General features: G+C 35.0%; 17 protein-coding genes. All 17 read left to right on the top strand.

The window, feature by feature from the left end; translation table 11 throughout:
- Window positions 1–7: 7 nt before the first annotated feature.
- On the top strand, window positions 8–2059 hold the full coding sequence (locus FC80_RS02870) for a chemotaxis protein CheA (protein ID WP_057828646.1): 2052 nt from the start codon (window positions 8–10) through the stop codon (window positions 2057–2059).
- A complete protein-coding gene (locus tag FC80_RS02865) occupies window positions 2059–2646 on the top strand; it encodes a chemotaxis protein CheC (RefSeq protein WP_057828645.1) in 588 nt (195 codons plus the stop codon). Before FC80_RS02870 ends, FC80_RS02865 begins: the two co-directional genes overlap by 1 nt.
- A 13-nt stretch (window positions 2647–2659) precedes the next feature.
- Complete coding sequence (locus FC80_RS02860; RefSeq protein WP_057828644.1) at window positions 2660–3022, top strand: response regulator; 363 nt, start codon at window positions 2660–2662, stop codon at window positions 3020–3022.
- 20 nt (window positions 3023–3042) lie between these two features.
- On the top strand, window positions 3043–3435 hold the full coding sequence (locus FC80_RS02855) for a chemotaxis protein CheW (RefSeq protein ID WP_057828643.1): 393 nt from the start codon (window positions 3043–3045) through the stop codon (window positions 3433–3435).
- A 16-nt stretch (window positions 3436–3451) separates the two neighbouring features.
- Entirely contained in the window at window positions 3452–4450 is a 999-nt protein-coding gene (gene fliM, locus FC80_RS02850) for a flagellar motor switch protein FliM (RefSeq protein WP_057828642.1), read from the top strand.
- Entirely contained in the window at window positions 4447–5562 is a 1116-nt protein-coding gene (gene fliY, locus FC80_RS02845; RefSeq protein WP_057828641.1) for a flagellar motor switch phosphatase FliY, read from the top strand. The genes fliM and fliY overlap by 4 nt, the downstream gene beginning before the upstream one ends.
- Window positions 5563–5653: 91 nt before the next feature.
- A complete protein-coding gene (gene flgM, locus FC80_RS02840) occupies window positions 5654–5956 on the top strand; it encodes a flagellar biosynthesis anti-sigma factor FlgM (protein WP_235807224.1) in 303 nt (100 codons plus the stop codon).
- Between the two features lies 1 nt (window position 5957).
- Window positions 5958–6317, top strand: a complete 360-nt coding sequence (locus FC80_RS02835) for a flagella synthesis protein (protein WP_057828639.1) — start codon at window positions 5958–5960, stop codon at window positions 6315–6317.
- Window positions 6318–6332: 15 nt separating this feature from the next.
- On the top strand, window positions 6333–7847 hold the full coding sequence (gene flgK / locus FC80_RS02830; protein WP_057828638.1) for a flagellar hook-associated protein FlgK: 1515 nt from the start codon (window positions 6333–6335) through the stop codon (window positions 7845–7847).
- A 5-nt stretch (window positions 7848–7852) separates the two neighbouring features.
- Complete coding sequence (flgL, locus tag FC80_RS02825; protein WP_057828637.1) at window positions 7853–8776, top strand: flagellar hook-associated protein FlgL; 924 nt, start codon at window positions 7853–7855, stop codon at window positions 8774–8776.
- 131 nt (window positions 8777–8907) lie between these two features.
- A complete protein-coding gene (locus FC80_RS02820) occupies window positions 8908–9492 on the top strand; it encodes a histidine phosphatase family protein (RefSeq protein WP_057828636.1) in 585 nt (194 codons plus the stop codon).
- Between the two features lie 74 nt (window positions 9493–9566).
- A complete protein-coding gene (locus tag FC80_RS02815) occupies window positions 9567–10115 on the top strand; it encodes a helix-turn-helix domain-containing protein (RefSeq protein ID WP_057828635.1) in 549 nt (182 codons plus the stop codon).
- Window positions 10116–10123: 8 nt separating this feature from the next.
- Window positions 10124–10336, top strand: a complete 213-nt coding sequence (locus FC80_RS02810) for a DUF3923 family protein (RefSeq protein ID WP_057828634.1) — start codon at window positions 10124–10126, stop codon at window positions 10334–10336.
- A gap of 227 nt (window positions 10337–10563) precedes the next feature.
- On the top strand, window positions 10564–11682 hold the full coding sequence (locus FC80_RS02805) for an NAD(P)-dependent alcohol dehydrogenase (RefSeq protein WP_057828633.1): 1119 nt from the start codon (window positions 10564–10566) through the stop codon (window positions 11680–11682).
- Between the two features lie 359 nt (window positions 11683–12041).
- Window positions 12042–13304, top strand: a complete 1263-nt coding sequence (locus FC80_RS02800; RefSeq protein ID WP_057828632.1) for an MFS transporter — start codon at window positions 12042–12044, stop codon at window positions 13302–13304.
- A gap of 34 nt (window positions 13305–13338) precedes the next feature.
- Window positions 13339–14823, top strand: coding sequence for a rhamnulokinase (rhaB, locus tag FC80_RS02795; protein ID WP_057828631.1), 1485 nt, complete (start codon window positions 13339–13341; stop codon window positions 14821–14823).
- A complete protein-coding gene (rhaM, locus tag FC80_RS02790) occupies window positions 14813–15130 on the top strand; it encodes an L-rhamnose mutarotase (protein ID WP_083486905.1) in 318 nt (105 codons plus the stop codon). Before rhaB ends, rhaM begins: the two co-directional genes overlap by 11 nt.
- The last annotated feature ends 12 nt before the right edge of the window (window positions 15131–15142 follow it).

Genomic DNA, 15142 nt, shown 5'->3' with positions numbered 1-15142 from the left:
TTGATTAATGGACGACAATAGCGTATACCGTAACCTATTTTTTGAAGAAAGTGACGACAATCTCCAAAAGTTAAACGATGATGTCCTAGAATTGGAAAGTGAACCCGAAAATATAGATTTAATCAATGAAATTTTTAGAGCAGCACATACCTTAAAAGGCATGTCCGCAACAATGGGTTATGACGTGATGACAAAGCTAACTCATAAAATGGAGAACCTTTTTGATTTTTTCAAATCTGGTAAATTGATGGTCACAAGCGAGTACATATCATTGATATTTGAGTGCTTGGACAAGCTGTCACAACTGGTAGAGGACTTACGTAATGATAAAGAACTATCAGAAGACCAAATTGGTGAGTTATTAGAGAAGTTAATTAATGTTGAAAAAAGTGTTGATGGAACAGCAACTGTGGAAGCTAAAAGTACAGATTCTAAGGATAAAGAGCTTACCATAGTTTTAAGTAACAGTGATGACGCAGATACAGATACTGTGAAAAAGGCAAGAGCACAAGGATATAATGCATTTACAGTTGCAATTCGAATAGATAAAGAGTCCATGCTCAAAGGACCAAGAGCATTTCTAATAATCGAGCATTTAGAACAAGAAGGCGATGTAATCTATACAGAACCGACTGCAGACTTACTTGAAAATGGTGAATTTGACACAGACTTTAAGTTAATCTATTTAACCAAGGGAACCCAAGAACAAGTTGAAGCAAATATTAATAGTAATAGTGAAATTGATACTTTTATTGTAGAGGAATTTGATAGCTCTAAGTCTATATCTGACAATGAACAGGCAGAAACGGCGAAACCTTCTGGGACAGCTAAAAAGATACCTAAGAAGGCAAATACTGAGGCTACAAAGAAAAAGGAAGATAATAAAGCAAGTAAACATCAGAATGCAGCAAGAAATCAGTCTATTAGGGTCGATTTATCACGTCTAGATTTATTTTTGAATTTAGTTTCTGAGCTAGTAGTTTATCGCAATCAACTTGATGACGCAAATAGAAGAAACGCTGCAACCGAAGTTAAGGATTCTTTGGAACAAGTTTCACGTTTAACGTCAGAGCTACAGGATTTAGTTTTGAAGATTAGAATGCAGCAGGTGAGTGTAGTATTCAGTAGATTCCCACGTATGGTAAGAGATTTAGCTAGAGAACTCGATAAGAATATGGAATTAATTGTTGAAGGGGAAGAAACTGAGTTGGATAAGACAGTAGTTTCTGAATTGAGTGAACCTTTGATACATTTATTACGTAATTCTGCAGATCATGGAATTGAAAATACGGAAACCCGCCGTAAATTTGGGAAACCTGAAAAGGGAATAATTAAATTATCTGCATACCAAGAAGGAAACCAGGTTAATATCACTCTTGAAGATGATGGTAAAGGACTAGATCCACAAGTCATGAAAGAAAGTGCTGAAAGCAAGGGAATTGATACAACAGGAATGACAGATGATGAATTAATTAATCTAATTTTCCATCCAGGATTTTCAACTGCTAAAACAATTACTAATATTTCTGGCCGAGGTGTCGGATTAGATGCGGTGATGGCTAAAATCAATGATCTAGGTGGCTCCTTGGAAATGAAGACGGAACTTCATGTTGGGACTAAGTTTGTAATTAAGTTACCGTTAACATTATCAATAATTCAAGCTTTGATGGTAAGAGTCGCAAAAGAGAGTTTTGCGATTCCGTTAGATGTTGTTGAACGTGTTGTTATGATTCAAGAAAAAGAAATAATCACTAGTATGGATAAAGAAGTAGTAGAGTACCAAGAAGGATTAATACCAGTTGTTAGAGTAGACAAAGTCCTAGGCTTAAAGAATGAGGAAAATGCTAAACAATTTGCAATTGTTGTTAAGAGTGATAAGCAGTATTTTGCAGTATTGGTGAACGAGTTAATTGGACAACAAGAAATTGTAATTAAGAAAATTGATGCTATTATCCAGAAAATTAATAAATTTCAGGGTGCGACAATTTTTGGGAATGGTTCCATTGCACTCATCTTAGACGTTAATGCTATTTGTCAAGGTAAACTGGCTAAAAACTAATGGAATATTCTGACACTGAATTAGACGCAATAAAAGAAATTATAAATATTGGTGGTGGAAATGCAGCAACAAGCATTTCGCAACTTGTTAATCAAAAAATTAATATGCGTGTTCCTGAAATCAGTTTTTTTAGTTATCATGAACTATTTAAAGAAATATATCTGGAAGACGATGAGGTTCAAGCTACTATCAGTAATTTTAGTGGCGATTATAGTGGGGTTTTTCTGCTAGTAATACCGGATAAATCAGTTGGGAAATTGGTCAAGTTGCTGTTAGGTGAAGATGAAGCAGCAGGTGAGTTGGAAATATCGGCAATTAGTGAATTGACTAATATAGTAACTAATTCATTCTTGAGTGCAATTGAAGGATTGTTGAATGCAGAAATACAAACATCAGTGCCACGGACACAAGAAGATTACTTTGGCGCTATTATTAGCAGCTCTTACCTAGCATTAGAACATTATGATGATCAACTAATGATTATGAGAAATGAGTTTATATATGCAGATGAAAAAATTGATTCATCATTATTTTTAATACCGGAGCAAGGCGTTTTGAATAAAATGATAGAATCTTTACGAATTTGAAAGGAGCAATAAAATGACAAAAAGAGTCTTAATTGTTGATGATGCGGTTTTTATGAGGATGAAACTAAGGGATATCTTAGAAAAAAATGGGTATGAAGTTGCAGAAGAAGCTGAAAATGGACAAGATGCTTTTGACAAGTATCAAGCCACAAAACCAGATTTAGTTACGATGGATATTACGATGCCTGAAGTTGATGGAATTGAGGCTTTAAAATTAATTAAAAGTTTTGATGGTAATGCAAAAGTTGTCATGTGTAGCGCGATGGGACAACAAGGCATGGTCATGGAGGCAATTCGAGCAGGTGCGGTTGACTTTATTGTTAAGCCTTTTGATACAGATCGAGTTATCAAGGCTTTAGACAAGGCACTATCTTAGACGTTAGGAGATGTTTGGCTGTGCAAATGATTCTCTTTAAAATGAACCAGCAAAATTTTATGGTTTCAGCAGAAACAGTTGAAGAAGTGATTGATACTGTTGAAATAACAGAAATCCCGCTAGCACCCAAGTGGGTACAGGGTTTAATAAATTTAAGAGGCAGTGTTTTAACAGTAGTAGGCTTGGCGGAGTTAATTGACTTGGCGCCAATTGAGAAAAAAATGAATATATTGATAATGAAGGATGAGGATAATCGTAAGGGATTATTGATAGATGAAGTATTGAAAGTTGTTGATATAGAACAAGACCAAATTCAACTTGGGAGTACGTCAGACAAAAAGTATTATATTGGTGCAACAACTGTAGCAGAAAATGTAGCAAGTATTATAGAGATAAATCAACTGATTTTTTGATAAGTGAGGGATCAAAGTGGACCAAGTATTGACACAACAAGAAATTGATTCTCTGTTGAACGCAATGAACAACGGTGAAATCGTAGAAGAAAAAGCTGAAAAAGAAGAAGAACTTAAAGTAAAGAGCTATGATTTCAGAAGACCGACAAAGCTGCCCAAAGAGTATGTCAATACATTACACATGATTTTCGAGGACTTTTCTAAGGTCAGTAGTAATGTTCTTTCGACACTCTTGCGTTCGACTATTAATCTTAATTTAGCATCTATTGAACAAGTCAGTTATGATGAATTTATTCATTCTGTGCCACGATTTACTTTACTGGGTCTTTTCCATTCTGAACCGTTAAAAGGTATTCAAATTTTAGAAATAAATCCACAGCTTTGTATGTTGATTGTAGAATTACTTTGCGGCGGAGTGGATATTGGTAAGCAAGATAATTTATTTGTTAAAGCAAAAGATTCATTTACAGATATTGAACTGATACTCTTAAAAGAGATTGTTGTTGAGATGACAAAGATTTATGAGAATGTATGGAAGGATATTATTGAATTACAGACTGAGTTTGATGAGTTAGATAGTAATCCACAATTACTTCAGAATATGTCACCAAATGAACCTGTGGTTATGATAACATTTACTGTTAGAATAGGCGGGATTGATAGCTTTATTAATATCTGTGTACCTTACGTATTCTTTGAAGGACTTACTGATAAGCTGAGTTTTCATAATTGGTTTGATTCAAACCAAGAATATAGTGCAAATGATGAACGTAACTTAAAACAAAGTATGAATAATATTCCCCTTGATTTGCAAGTAGTTCTTGGAGAATCAGAAATAGAATTATCGAACTTTTTGCACTTAGAGCCGGGTGACATTTTGAAACTAGACAGCAAGATTAACGAGCCGCTTGATTCATATGTCGGAGGCAGTCCGTATTATAGTGTCAAATTAGGTAAAAAAAATAATCAGATTGCTATAGAATTAATCGACAAGTTAGAGGGGGAGACTCAATGAGTGACAGTCTATCACAAGAAGAAATTGATGCAATGATGGCAGGGGCAACTACAACTGATGCTACTACCGAAACAAAAGACGATATTGATGAGAAAACGAAGCAAGATATTATTGGAGAAGTAGGGAATATATCGATGTCCCAAGCGGCAACGACATTATCATCTATTTTGAATAAACGTGTAAGTATTACGACTCCTCGGGTTGAGTCCACAAAATTTGGTGATATTTTAGGTGTTATTGATACACCTAAAGTTTCAACAGTTGTGGGTTTCAAAGAGGGATTAGTAGGTTCTAACCTTCTGCTACTTGAAGTTAAAGATGCAATTATAATTGTAGATTTAATGATGGGAGGAGATGGCAAACCAGAAAATGAGCAGTTTACTGATTTAGAGTTGAGTGCAGTAGCTGAAGCAATGAATCAAATGATTGGTTCAGCATCAACATCTATGGCAACCATGATAAATCGTAAGGTTGATATATTGCCCCCAAACGTTAAATTATGGGAAAATCCAGAAGTTGTCCATTATGATAGTCTTGATAGTAAAGCTGATGTCTATCGTATTTCATTTTCATTATCTGTTGAGGGGCTAATTGAAAGTGAAATCATGCAGATTTTTACAGCAGATATGGTGGAAGATATTTCAAAAGCAATGCTTTCTGATAAGGCGACAATTGTTAGAAATGAAGAAGAAACAGAGAATATTTCTCTCGGTGAAGTAAATGCCACAGAAATCGCAGAAACAGAGTCTACAGCTACTATTACCCAACAACAAGGAAACAGTGCATCTGAAAAAACTGTTAAAGTAAGTAAGCCAGAGTTTCAGGTGTTAAATGATGAACAAAAGGCGGAAGGCGATAACCTTGAATTGTTATTAGATGTTCCGCTAAATCTAAGTGTTGTCTTAGGTAGAAGTGAGAAAAAAGTACGCGATATATTGTCTTTTGGAACGGGTTCTGTTATTGAACTAGATAGGTTAACGGATGAACCACTTGAAATTTTACTTAATGGTAAACCAATTGCAACTGGTGAAGTTGTGGTAATTAATGAAAACTTTGGTATTAGAATTACAAATATTTTATCACCTACACAACGAATAAAGCGCCTTAAGTAAAGAAGGAAAAGTTAAACGAAAGTGGTTTAACTTTTTTTGTTTGTGCCGATACTAAATATATGATATTTTTTGGGGAAAGGAGTTGGGTATTTTGAAGATAGAAGGCTATCAGGGAACTAATATATATGGAGAACAGGCTGCTAAGTTTACAAAAAATACGCAGATAAGCACAAAACAAAATCAAACTACTAGTAATTCAGCTGAAGAATCGACAAGTGTTGAATTGTCGGAACGAGCACAAAAGATATTACAAGGAGCTCAAGTCGAACCTGAAGTTGACTTGAAAAAGGTGGCAAGTCTTAAGAACGCAATTAACAGTGGAAACTATAAGATTTCGGCGGAGGATATTGCTAAGCGAATGATGGCACAGGTGGATATACAAAAGGGAGACTAGTATGCAGATAAAAGAATTCGAGTGGCATTTAGAAAGCTTTGTTAAGTTATTAAAGAAGGAAAAAGACTATCTAATCAAAGATGATGGAGAAAGTCTTACAAGTCTGCTGTCAAAAAAAGAAAGCTTTGTAAAAGTTATAGAAGAATATCAGGGAGAAATTTCGGAGAAGACACGCGAATTAATCACTAAGATTAAAACGCAGCAAGAAGAGAATCTTTTGCTTACGAAACAAGCAATTGGCTATCAAACTATGCTGATGGAGGCTATTAAGAAGAATCTTAGTAGTCCTACTGGTACATACTCAAAGGGTGCTCAAATATATGCACAGCCAAGGACTAATTTTGTTGATGAAGAGATATAATGAGAGGTAATAGATATGGTAGGATTATTTGGAACATTAAATACTGCAACGAGCGGATTGAGTGCAAATCAAGTTGCACTACAGACTAGCAGTCACAATATCGCGAATACAAATACAGATGGATATTCTAGGCAAACTGTCAATTTAGAGACAAATAGTGCGTATACAGTACCTGGGGTGGGAACGCTTGGTACAGGTGTAAAATCAGCAGGTGTTGAAAGAATTGTTGATGATTTTGTACGTACACAAATTCAAGCTGCCAATTCTAATTATCAATATGCAACAGAAAAGTCAGATGTCTTAGGTGACTTAGAGAATATTTTTAATGAGCCTTCTGATAATGGTCTTTTGACACAACTATCAACTTTGACAAGCAGTTGGACAGAGCTTTCGAATAATCCTGAGTTAGATACTGCTAAAACCTTGGTAGCAGAGAATGCTAGTACCTTCACTGATACATTAAATAGTATGGCAAATGATATTAACAATTTGACAAGTAGTACGGTAGAAAATGTTAATAAGAATGTACTGGATTTCAACAATAAAGTTGAGCAGTTACAGAATTTGAATGATCAAATCTATAACATGTCCAGTAGAGGAGAAACACCTAATGATTTACTGGATACAAGAGATTCTGTCTTGAAAGATTTATCAGGTTTGGCTAATATAACCACTACAACGGATAATTATGGGCGTGCTTTCGTTCAACTTGACGGTCAAGATGTACTAACAAGTACAAGTATGTCGACTCTTAGCGTTGTTACTACAAGTAATTCAAATGGTTCAACATTATCGGTTGGTGGAGATACCAGTAATGTGAGTACAACAGGTACTCAGTATCCAGTGGGAACAGTTGTCCTTTCGAGCTCTGCAGAATCCAGTGATTACCAAAAACTTAATATTTCTTCGGGAACTATCAGTGGGTTGCAAGCGGCGATTGGGGAAACGCAAGATCGACTGCAAGATTTAAATGATTTTGCAGAGACAATTGCTAAGACAACTAACATGGTATATACGAATGGTTCTTCAAGTACATCAGGATTCTTTACTCTTGGAACAGATGAAGACAATTATGCGGCAAATATTGCAGTTAGCTCCGATATTAGTGCTAATTCTACAGGAATTAGTGCAGGTAAGACTACTGCTTCTGGAGATGGGACTAAGGCAGCTGCTATTGTGGCATTGACAGGTACAAAACTTGATTTTCCTATTTCTGATACAGAACTTGCTATCTATAACAGCGATTCAATGAGTTTTACTAACAGTCAAACAGGCTCGACTTTTGCAGATGAATTCAATAATACTGTTACCAAGAATGGTATTTCTAAACAGGCAGCTGATAACACTGCAACTGCACAACAAAGTGTATTAACGCAACTTGAAGAGAAGGATTCTTCAGTTTCGGGGGTATCTTTAAATGAAGAAATGTCTAACATTATTAAGTATCAGCAGGGGTTCCAGGCAAATACACGCCTATTGTCAGTTGTTTCTGAGATGTTGGATACTTTAATCAATAATACTGGAGTGTGAGCAATATGAGGATTTCTAGCAGCATGGTATATAGTGACTTTTTATCTAACCTTTCTGTTAATTCTAACAATGTGCAAAAGACAATGAGTCAATTGTCAAGTTCTAAGCAAGTTAATAAGTCCTCGGATGATCCACTTGCTGCTTCTCAAATAATGAATTTAAAAGATTTGATCTCACAAAATGAAAGTGATTCGACAACTATCTCAGATTCGTTAACATGGACTCAAACACAAGACTCGGCTTTGGGAGATGTTAATACTGCAATGTTAAGAATTAAAACATTAATTCAATCTTCTGCAAATGGCACTTCTGATAGTGAAGAGTTCGAAGCAAATAAAAATGAAATTCAGCAAAATATTGAGAGCATTGTGGACTCCTTAAATACAAATTATGGTGGTAAATATGTCTTTGCAGGACAAAATACAACGACTCAACCATTTTCAGTTGAAAAAGATGAAAATGGTGATATTACAGGGATTAAGTATAGTGGGACAGATGATAACTTGAGTCGTGAAATATCTAAAGGAACGACTGTGAATTTAGTAACCGATGGAAGTCAGTTTCTAGATGAAACTGGAACATCAACAGATCCACAGAATTTGGGAACTTTTTTTAATGATTTAGTGACGGCATTAAATAAGGGTGATACTACTTCACTCTCAGATGATATAATGTCTAAGTTTGAAGGATATCGGCAAAACTTTGTTAATGTCAGGTCAAAGTTAGGATCACTTGAAAATCAACTAACATCTGCGCAATCACGTAACGAGACAGAGAATACTAACTTGACAGATAGTTTATCGAATAAGCAAGATGTAGACGTTGCTTCAAAGTATGTGGAGTATACTAGCCAGATGGCGACATACCAAGCAACTCTTGCAATGGGAACAAAAGTGATGCAGACATCTGTCATGGATTATATGAAGTAGTACTCGAATAACCAATATATATGCCATGGTCAGAGTTGAAACTCTGGCTTTTTTGTATATGAGAAAATGTTGCATATAACTTATTTTCAGCATATACTTTCCAAATATTAGCTTTTACAAAGGAGAATTATATGCTAACGAATACAACGAATATCTATTTTGTTCGTCATGCATTGCCTGATTATTCTTGGGCAGATGATGCAACGATGCCATTAACTCAAGTCGGAAGAGATGATTCTTTAGCGGTACTTGATGTGCTTAAGGATATCTCTTTTGATTTTTGTATCTCAAGTCCCTACAAGAGAACCTTACAGACAATTGAACCACTAGTTTTTGAAAAAAAACTTAAAGTACACATAGACGAACGCTTAAAAGAAAGAGTTCGGGGCGATATTGGTGAAAATGGGGATTTGCTACTTAAAAAAAGATGGGAAAATTTTGATTTCCATGAAAAAAACGGCGAATCAATGAATAGTTTACAGCAAAGAAATATGAAGGTACTTAGTAAGATTCTTGAACAGCATCAAGTAGAAACAATATTATTTTCAACTCATGGAGCGGCCTTAAGTGCTATGCTTAATCATTTCGATAATGAATTTGGATATTCAGATTTTATCAGGTTACAGTGTTTTACCCCGTATGTGTTGAAAATAAGCTTCGATGAGAATAACAAGATTGTTGATAAAAAGGAAGTCTTAATTATAGACAAGAAATAAGAGTATAACAGCGATGACAGGATGTCTGTCTTGCTACTATAATAGAGACACGTTAATTTTGAGGAGGAGTATGTATGGTTGTAGCTAAGATATCAGAACTCTTAAAGCATAAGCGACAAGAAAATGGGCTCACTCAAGCTGTTGTTGCCAAAAAATTACATGTTTCACGGCAGGCAGTCTCTAATTGGGAAACTGGGAGACATTTACCAGATGTTATACTGATAAAAAAATTGGCGAATGTTTATGGAACTACAACGGATGAACTGATTAGTGGAGGAGAGAAAGCAAAGGTTGAAAAAAGTAATTTTACTATAACTTCGCTTTATCCGTTACTGTTATTAGTAACAGTAATCACTAGCAGATTGACTATATCTTCAAATTCACGGGCATTGTTAGTAATGGACGGATTAATCTTTTTGAGTGTCATACTAGTTTTTTTAACTAAGTTCGCAGATAGTAAAATACAGATTTTAATGCAGATATGTAGTCTAACTGTATTCTTAAGTTGTACATTTATTAATGATATTTTAAATGATTTTAGTTTTCAAACTACAACTTTTATAAGCAGTCTAATTCTATTATGGCAATTGTTTAGTACATACTACTACCAAAAAAAGGAGTAGTTAGCGATATGAAATTGAAACTGTGGTGGTTGAGTAACTTAGTTTGGTTACTAATTTTTGGTGTGCTGAGTTTTATTTTGTTGACGAGAAGGATTGATGGTTCAGGTACAGTCCAAACACCAAAGACAAGGTTAGTTTCTTTGAGTGTTCTAGCAGTCTTTTTTATAATTGTATTAGTGATACAGTTAGTTATCTTGATATTTGTTAAGAGAAAAAATTAGATCTTGTTGCTTTTGTGATACAAATAACTAATTTTTAATAATTATTTATATTAAGTTAGTATCTAGATTAAACATTGCATTTTCAGCATTATTTTGAAGTTTAGTGATTTACAATATGTAAATTTGTTATTTAACAGATGTTAATTTGTCATTGAAAACGCTTTTATTATAAATATAATGAAGCTAACTAGTTAAATAATTCACTAATTCAAGGAGGAATACATGTCATGAAAATCAGTGCAGCAGTAGTTGATAAGATTGGTGATCCATTTGTAATCAACAATAATATTGAGCTGGCAGATATGGGACCAACAGATTTACAAATTAAGGTAGTTGCAAGTGGGATTTGTCATTCAGATGAAGCTATTCGTAAAGGCGATGCTTCCTTAGGTTATCCAGTAATTTTAGGACATGAAGGTGCTGGAATTGTCGAGAAGGTCGGTTCGCAAGTACAAGATTTTGCAGTTGGTGATCATGTAGTTTTGTCGTTTTATTCTGATGGCACATGTGACAATTGTTTGAAAGGAATACCGACACAGTGTCGAAGCTATGCCAAATATAATTTGAGCGGAGTACGCGCAAATGGAACTGATCACTTTCTTGAAGATGGCAAGCATATCAGTGATATGTTTAACCAGTCATCTTTTACAACACATACGGTTGTAAATCAACGTAATGCTGTTAAGGTTGACCAAGAACTTGATTTGCGTAAACTTGGGCCTTTGGGTTGCGGTTATGTAACTGGTAGTGGTACTGTTTTTAATACTTTGAAGCCAAGGCCAGGGCAAACAATTGCTGTTTTTGGTACTGGTGCAGTTGGCTTAGCAGCAATGATGGCAGGTAAAATTTCAGGATGCACAAAAGTGATTGCGGTAGATGTTGTACCAGAAAGGCTTAAATTAGCCAGAGAACTTGGTGCAACTCAGGCAATCAATAGTAAGGAGGAAGACCCAGTCGCAGCTATTCAAAAATTAACGAATGGTTACGGGGTGGACTTTACTGTTGACACAACAGGAATTGAGTCTGTTATGCTACAAGCAATTAATGCGCTAGCACAAGGTGGGACAGCAGCTTTGATTGCTGTAACTGCAAATAATATAACAATGAGTTCATGGAATGATTTGTGCACTTCTGATCGTAAAGTTGTTGGTGTCAATATGGGTGATTCAATTCCACAAATTGATGTTCCACGGTTGATTGAATTTTATAAATTAGGAATGTTTGATTTTGATAAGACCGAAAAATTCTATAAATTTGCGGATATTAATCAGGCAAACAATGACTCAGTTACGGGAAAGACAATTAAACCTGTTTTGGTTATTGATGAGGAGTACCAACCAGAATAATTAATGAAGTTATGTTACTCATGATTCAAGAAAATTTATGTAAATATAAAAAATTTAATGATTAGTTCTGCTATTAATTGATGAAAATCAGTTAACAGTAGAACTTTTTTTTCACGGAAAATTAAGGAGAGCTAGCTCAAAATATAGTTTTGCTTGGATTTTTTGAGAGGAAACTTTTGCTGGAATATGACCAAAAAAGGATCTTGTTAAAAGCCGCTATTTTATATTATTTTTCGAGTTTTAATTATGTATATATGACATATAAAGACTGTCTTTTTGATATTGAAAGCGCATACATAAAATGGTGTAATCTACTTGTATACAAAATGGATATCCTAAAAATGACAAGGGGTGGCAGCATGGCAAAAGAAAGTTCAAATGGGTCAACTTGGGCTGTATCGTTAACCAATTTTCTGGATTCTGGCTCAATTGTAGCAGGTGCATCAGGTTTAACATTATGGCAAAAATCTTTTGGATTATCTGATTTTGATGTTGGATTGTTGGGAGCCCTAAGTGCTAATGCATTTGGGTCAGCGTTAGGTGCAATTATTGGTGGAAGACTTTCAGACAAATATGGACGAAAGATGATTTATACGTACGATATGTTGATTTATATGTTAGGAACACTAATAGTTGTTTTTTCAGTTAATTTCCCGATGCTTTTATTAGGGTTTTTAGTAACAGGGATTGCAGTTGGTGCGGGAGTTCCTGCCTCATGGACTTATATTGGAGAGACTTCAGGTGACACTAATCGGGCCCATAATATCGGTATCTCACAATTTGCATGGTCAATGGGACCAATAATCATTTTTGTATCAGGTACTTTATTGGCTCCACTGGGCTTGCTGGGGAGTAGATTACTTTTTGCATTCTTGACAGTAGTAGCTTTTATTGCATGGAATTTACAAAAAAAATTACCAGAATCACAGGATTGGATCGATCAAAAGAAAAAGGATTTGGAATCTACAGTTGAGAATCATCCTTATCGTGATCTTTTTGTCAATATGATATCAGTTAAAAGTATTCTATTCTTATGTGGAGTTTACGTATTTTGGAACTTAGTTGCGGGTGCAATGGGATTTTTTATGCCGTTCGTATATGAAACGGTTGGTGGTTTGAATAATACACAAGCAAATATGTTACAAGCAGTATTATGGATTTTCACAGCACTTGCTGGATATTTCGGATTTGCACTTTTAGGAGATAAAGTTAATCATCGATCATTCTTCTTCATAGGAGCAAGCATGGCAGTGATTTCATGGGTAATTCTAACATATATTGGTTTTGGTTGGGCATCGTTGTTGGCATTTGTTATCATTTGGGGAATTTCAGCTGGAATTGGTGCTCAAGCATGGTATGCATTATGGGCTGTTGAATTGTTTCCTACTAAATATCGGGCAGGTTCGCAAGGTTTTATGTTCTTTATTGTTCGTGGGACAGCAGGTATATGGTCAATTGTATTTCCAATTATTTTATCTACTTTAGGATTTAAAATTGCTGGAACTGCAATGATTGCTTTGTTACTTGTATCACTAATTGTTGGGATATTATGGACACCTAAAACACGCGGTAAAACTTTATCACAAATTACAAAAGAACGTTATGGTGATGAGCAAGACTAAAATTTTCAAGTTAAGGATGAAGGTGACGTGACTTATGAGTAAAACTTATGTTGCTGTTGATATAGGGGCTTCAAGCGGTCGACTAATGCTTGCAGAACTAGTTGAAAAAAAATTGAGTCTGAGAGAAATTCATCGGTTTAAAAATGGTTTTGTCCACAATAAAGGACATGATCGTTGGGATATTGACAAATTAATAGAAGAAATCCTAATTGGATTAGGTAAAATCAAAAAAGCTGGATATGATTCAGTTGTTTTAGGGATTGATACATGGGCTGTTGATTATGTTTTGGTTGATCAAAAAGGAGATAAATTACAAGATTCGATTTCTTATCGCGATAATAGAACGCATGAAAGTATAGAGAAGTTAACAACATCGTTATCAAAAAAGTATATTTATCAAAAAACTGGAATTCAGTTTCTTGATTTTAATACACTTTATCAATTATTTGAAGAGGATAAAGAATTATTAGCCAAAACAGATAAAATAATGATGATTCCAGACTATATTGGTTTTATTTTAACTGGAAAAGCAGTTACTGAAGTTACAAATGCGTCAACAACACAGATGCTAAGTCTACGTGAGGGCCTGTTCGATAATAATTTATTGAAGAGTGTTAATGTAAGGCAATCTCAGTTTCCAAAATTAGTAGAAGCTGGAACGATTCTAGGCAATGTTAGTCAGAAATTGGTTAAAAAATATAATTTGCCTCAAACTGAGGTAGTTACAGTAGCAACACATGATACTGCTTCTGCTGTTATTGGTACTCCTGCTCTGGGCCAGCGGTGGGCCTATTTAAGTTCTGGTACATGGTCGCTGATTGGTGCAGAACTTAATACTCCAGAAAATGGAGAACAAGCTTTTGAACAAAATTATACGAATGAATGGGGAGCGTACGGGACTTATCGCTTTTTGAAAAACATTATGGGATTGTGGATCATTCAAAACATAAAAAAAGAGTTGAGTAATCAGTACAGTTTTGCAGATTTAGCAGATTTGGCAAAAAGAGAACCACCATTCCAACAATTCATAGATGTAAATGCTGCTCGTTTTCAGAATCCAGAGAATATGATAGCAGAACTTCAAGCGTATTGTCGTGAAACTAAACAGAAGGTTCCTGAAACACCGGGAGAACTCGCAATGGCTGTTTACTCAAATTTGTCACTATATTATGCAAGTGAATTATCTATTCTTGATGACATTTTGGGTTACCACATTGATAGTTTAAACATTGTTGGTGGCGGTTCAAATGTCGATCTAATGAATCAACTAACAGCAACGGTTAGTGATGTTGATGTATATGCAGGTCCAAGTGAAGCAACGGCAATTGGGAACATTGTGGTTCAAATGATTACGAAAGGTGATATTTTGAATATTTATCTTGCTCGTCAAATAATTAGTGAATCATTCGAAATAAACAAGTTTGTTCCTGAGAGAGAAAAGTATCCTAATATCCTAGATGATTACAAAAAGTTTTTGAAGAATGAAAAATATAGAGGAGGTAATTTGGTTGACAGTTAGAATGGGACAGTTAATGCATGTTTATCGCGATAAGTATGAAGAGTATGAGAAAAGACATAATAATCTTTTCCCAAAAATGCGAGAAGCCTTAAAAGACGCTGGGGCACATAATTACTCAATATTTCTTGATAAAGAGACTGGAAATTTATTTGCCTACCTAGAGGTTGACGATGTCGAGAAATATAATGCTATTGCGGAATCTGAAGAGTGTAAAAAATGGTGGGCATATATGGAGCCAATCATGGATACTAATGAAGATAAAAGTCCAGTAACTTTAGACTTACATGAAGTATTTCATTTAGATTAAAGGGGGAATTTT

It is taken from the genome of Liquorilactobacillus cacaonum DSM 21116 (assembly GCF_001436735.1).
GTDB classification, from domain to species: domain Bacteria; phylum Bacillota; class Bacilli; order Lactobacillales; family Lactobacillaceae; genus Liquorilactobacillus; species Liquorilactobacillus cacaonum.
The sequence above is the reverse complement of the archived record's forward strand: the minus strand, read 5'-3'. Positions and strand labels throughout refer to the sequence as shown.

Bases quoted from the DNA above. Each gene is read 5' to 3' on its own strand.
- FC80_RS02870 (WP_057828646.1), top strand. From the start codon at position 8: ATGGACGACAATAGCGTATACCGTAACCTATTTTTTGAAGAAAGTGAC.
- FC80_RS02865 (WP_057828645.1), top strand. From the start codon at position 2,059: ATGGAATATTCTGACACTGAATTAGACGCAATAAAAGAAATTATAAAT.
- FC80_RS02860 (WP_057828644.1), top strand. From the start codon at position 2,660: ATGACAAAAAGAGTCTTAATTGTTGATGATGCGGTTTTTATGAGGATG.
- fliY (WP_057828641.1), top strand. From the start codon at position 4,447: ATGAGTGACAGTCTATCACAAGAAGAAATTGATGCAATGATGGCAGGG.
- FC80_RS02835 (WP_057828639.1), top strand. From the start codon at position 5,958: ATGCAGATAAAAGAATTCGAGTGGCATTTAGAAAGCTTTGTTAAGTTA.
- flgK (WP_057828638.1), top strand. From the start codon at position 6,333: ATGGTAGGATTATTTGGAACATTAAATACTGCAACGAGCGGATTGAGT.
- flgL (WP_057828637.1), top strand. From the start codon at position 7,853: ATGAGGATTTCTAGCAGCATGGTATATAGTGACTTTTTATCTAACCTT.
- FC80_RS02820 (WP_057828636.1), top strand. From the start codon at position 8,908: ATGCTAACGAATACAACGAATATCTATTTTGTTCGTCATGCATTGCCT.
- FC80_RS02815 (WP_057828635.1), top strand. From the start codon at position 9,567: ATGGTTGTAGCTAAGATATCAGAACTCTTAAAGCATAAGCGACAAGAA.
- FC80_RS02810 (WP_057828634.1), top strand. From the start codon at position 10,124: ATGAAATTGAAACTGTGGTGGTTGAGTAACTTAGTTTGGTTACTAATT.
- FC80_RS02805 (WP_057828633.1), top strand. From the start codon at position 10,564: ATGAAAATCAGTGCAGCAGTAGTTGATAAGATTGGTGATCCATTTGTA.
- FC80_RS02800 (WP_057828632.1), top strand. From the start codon at position 12,042: ATGGCAAAAGAAAGTTCAAATGGGTCAACTTGGGCTGTATCGTTAACC.
- rhaB (WP_057828631.1), top strand. From the start codon at position 13,339: ATGAGTAAAACTTATGTTGCTGTTGATATAGGGGCTTCAAGCGGTCGA.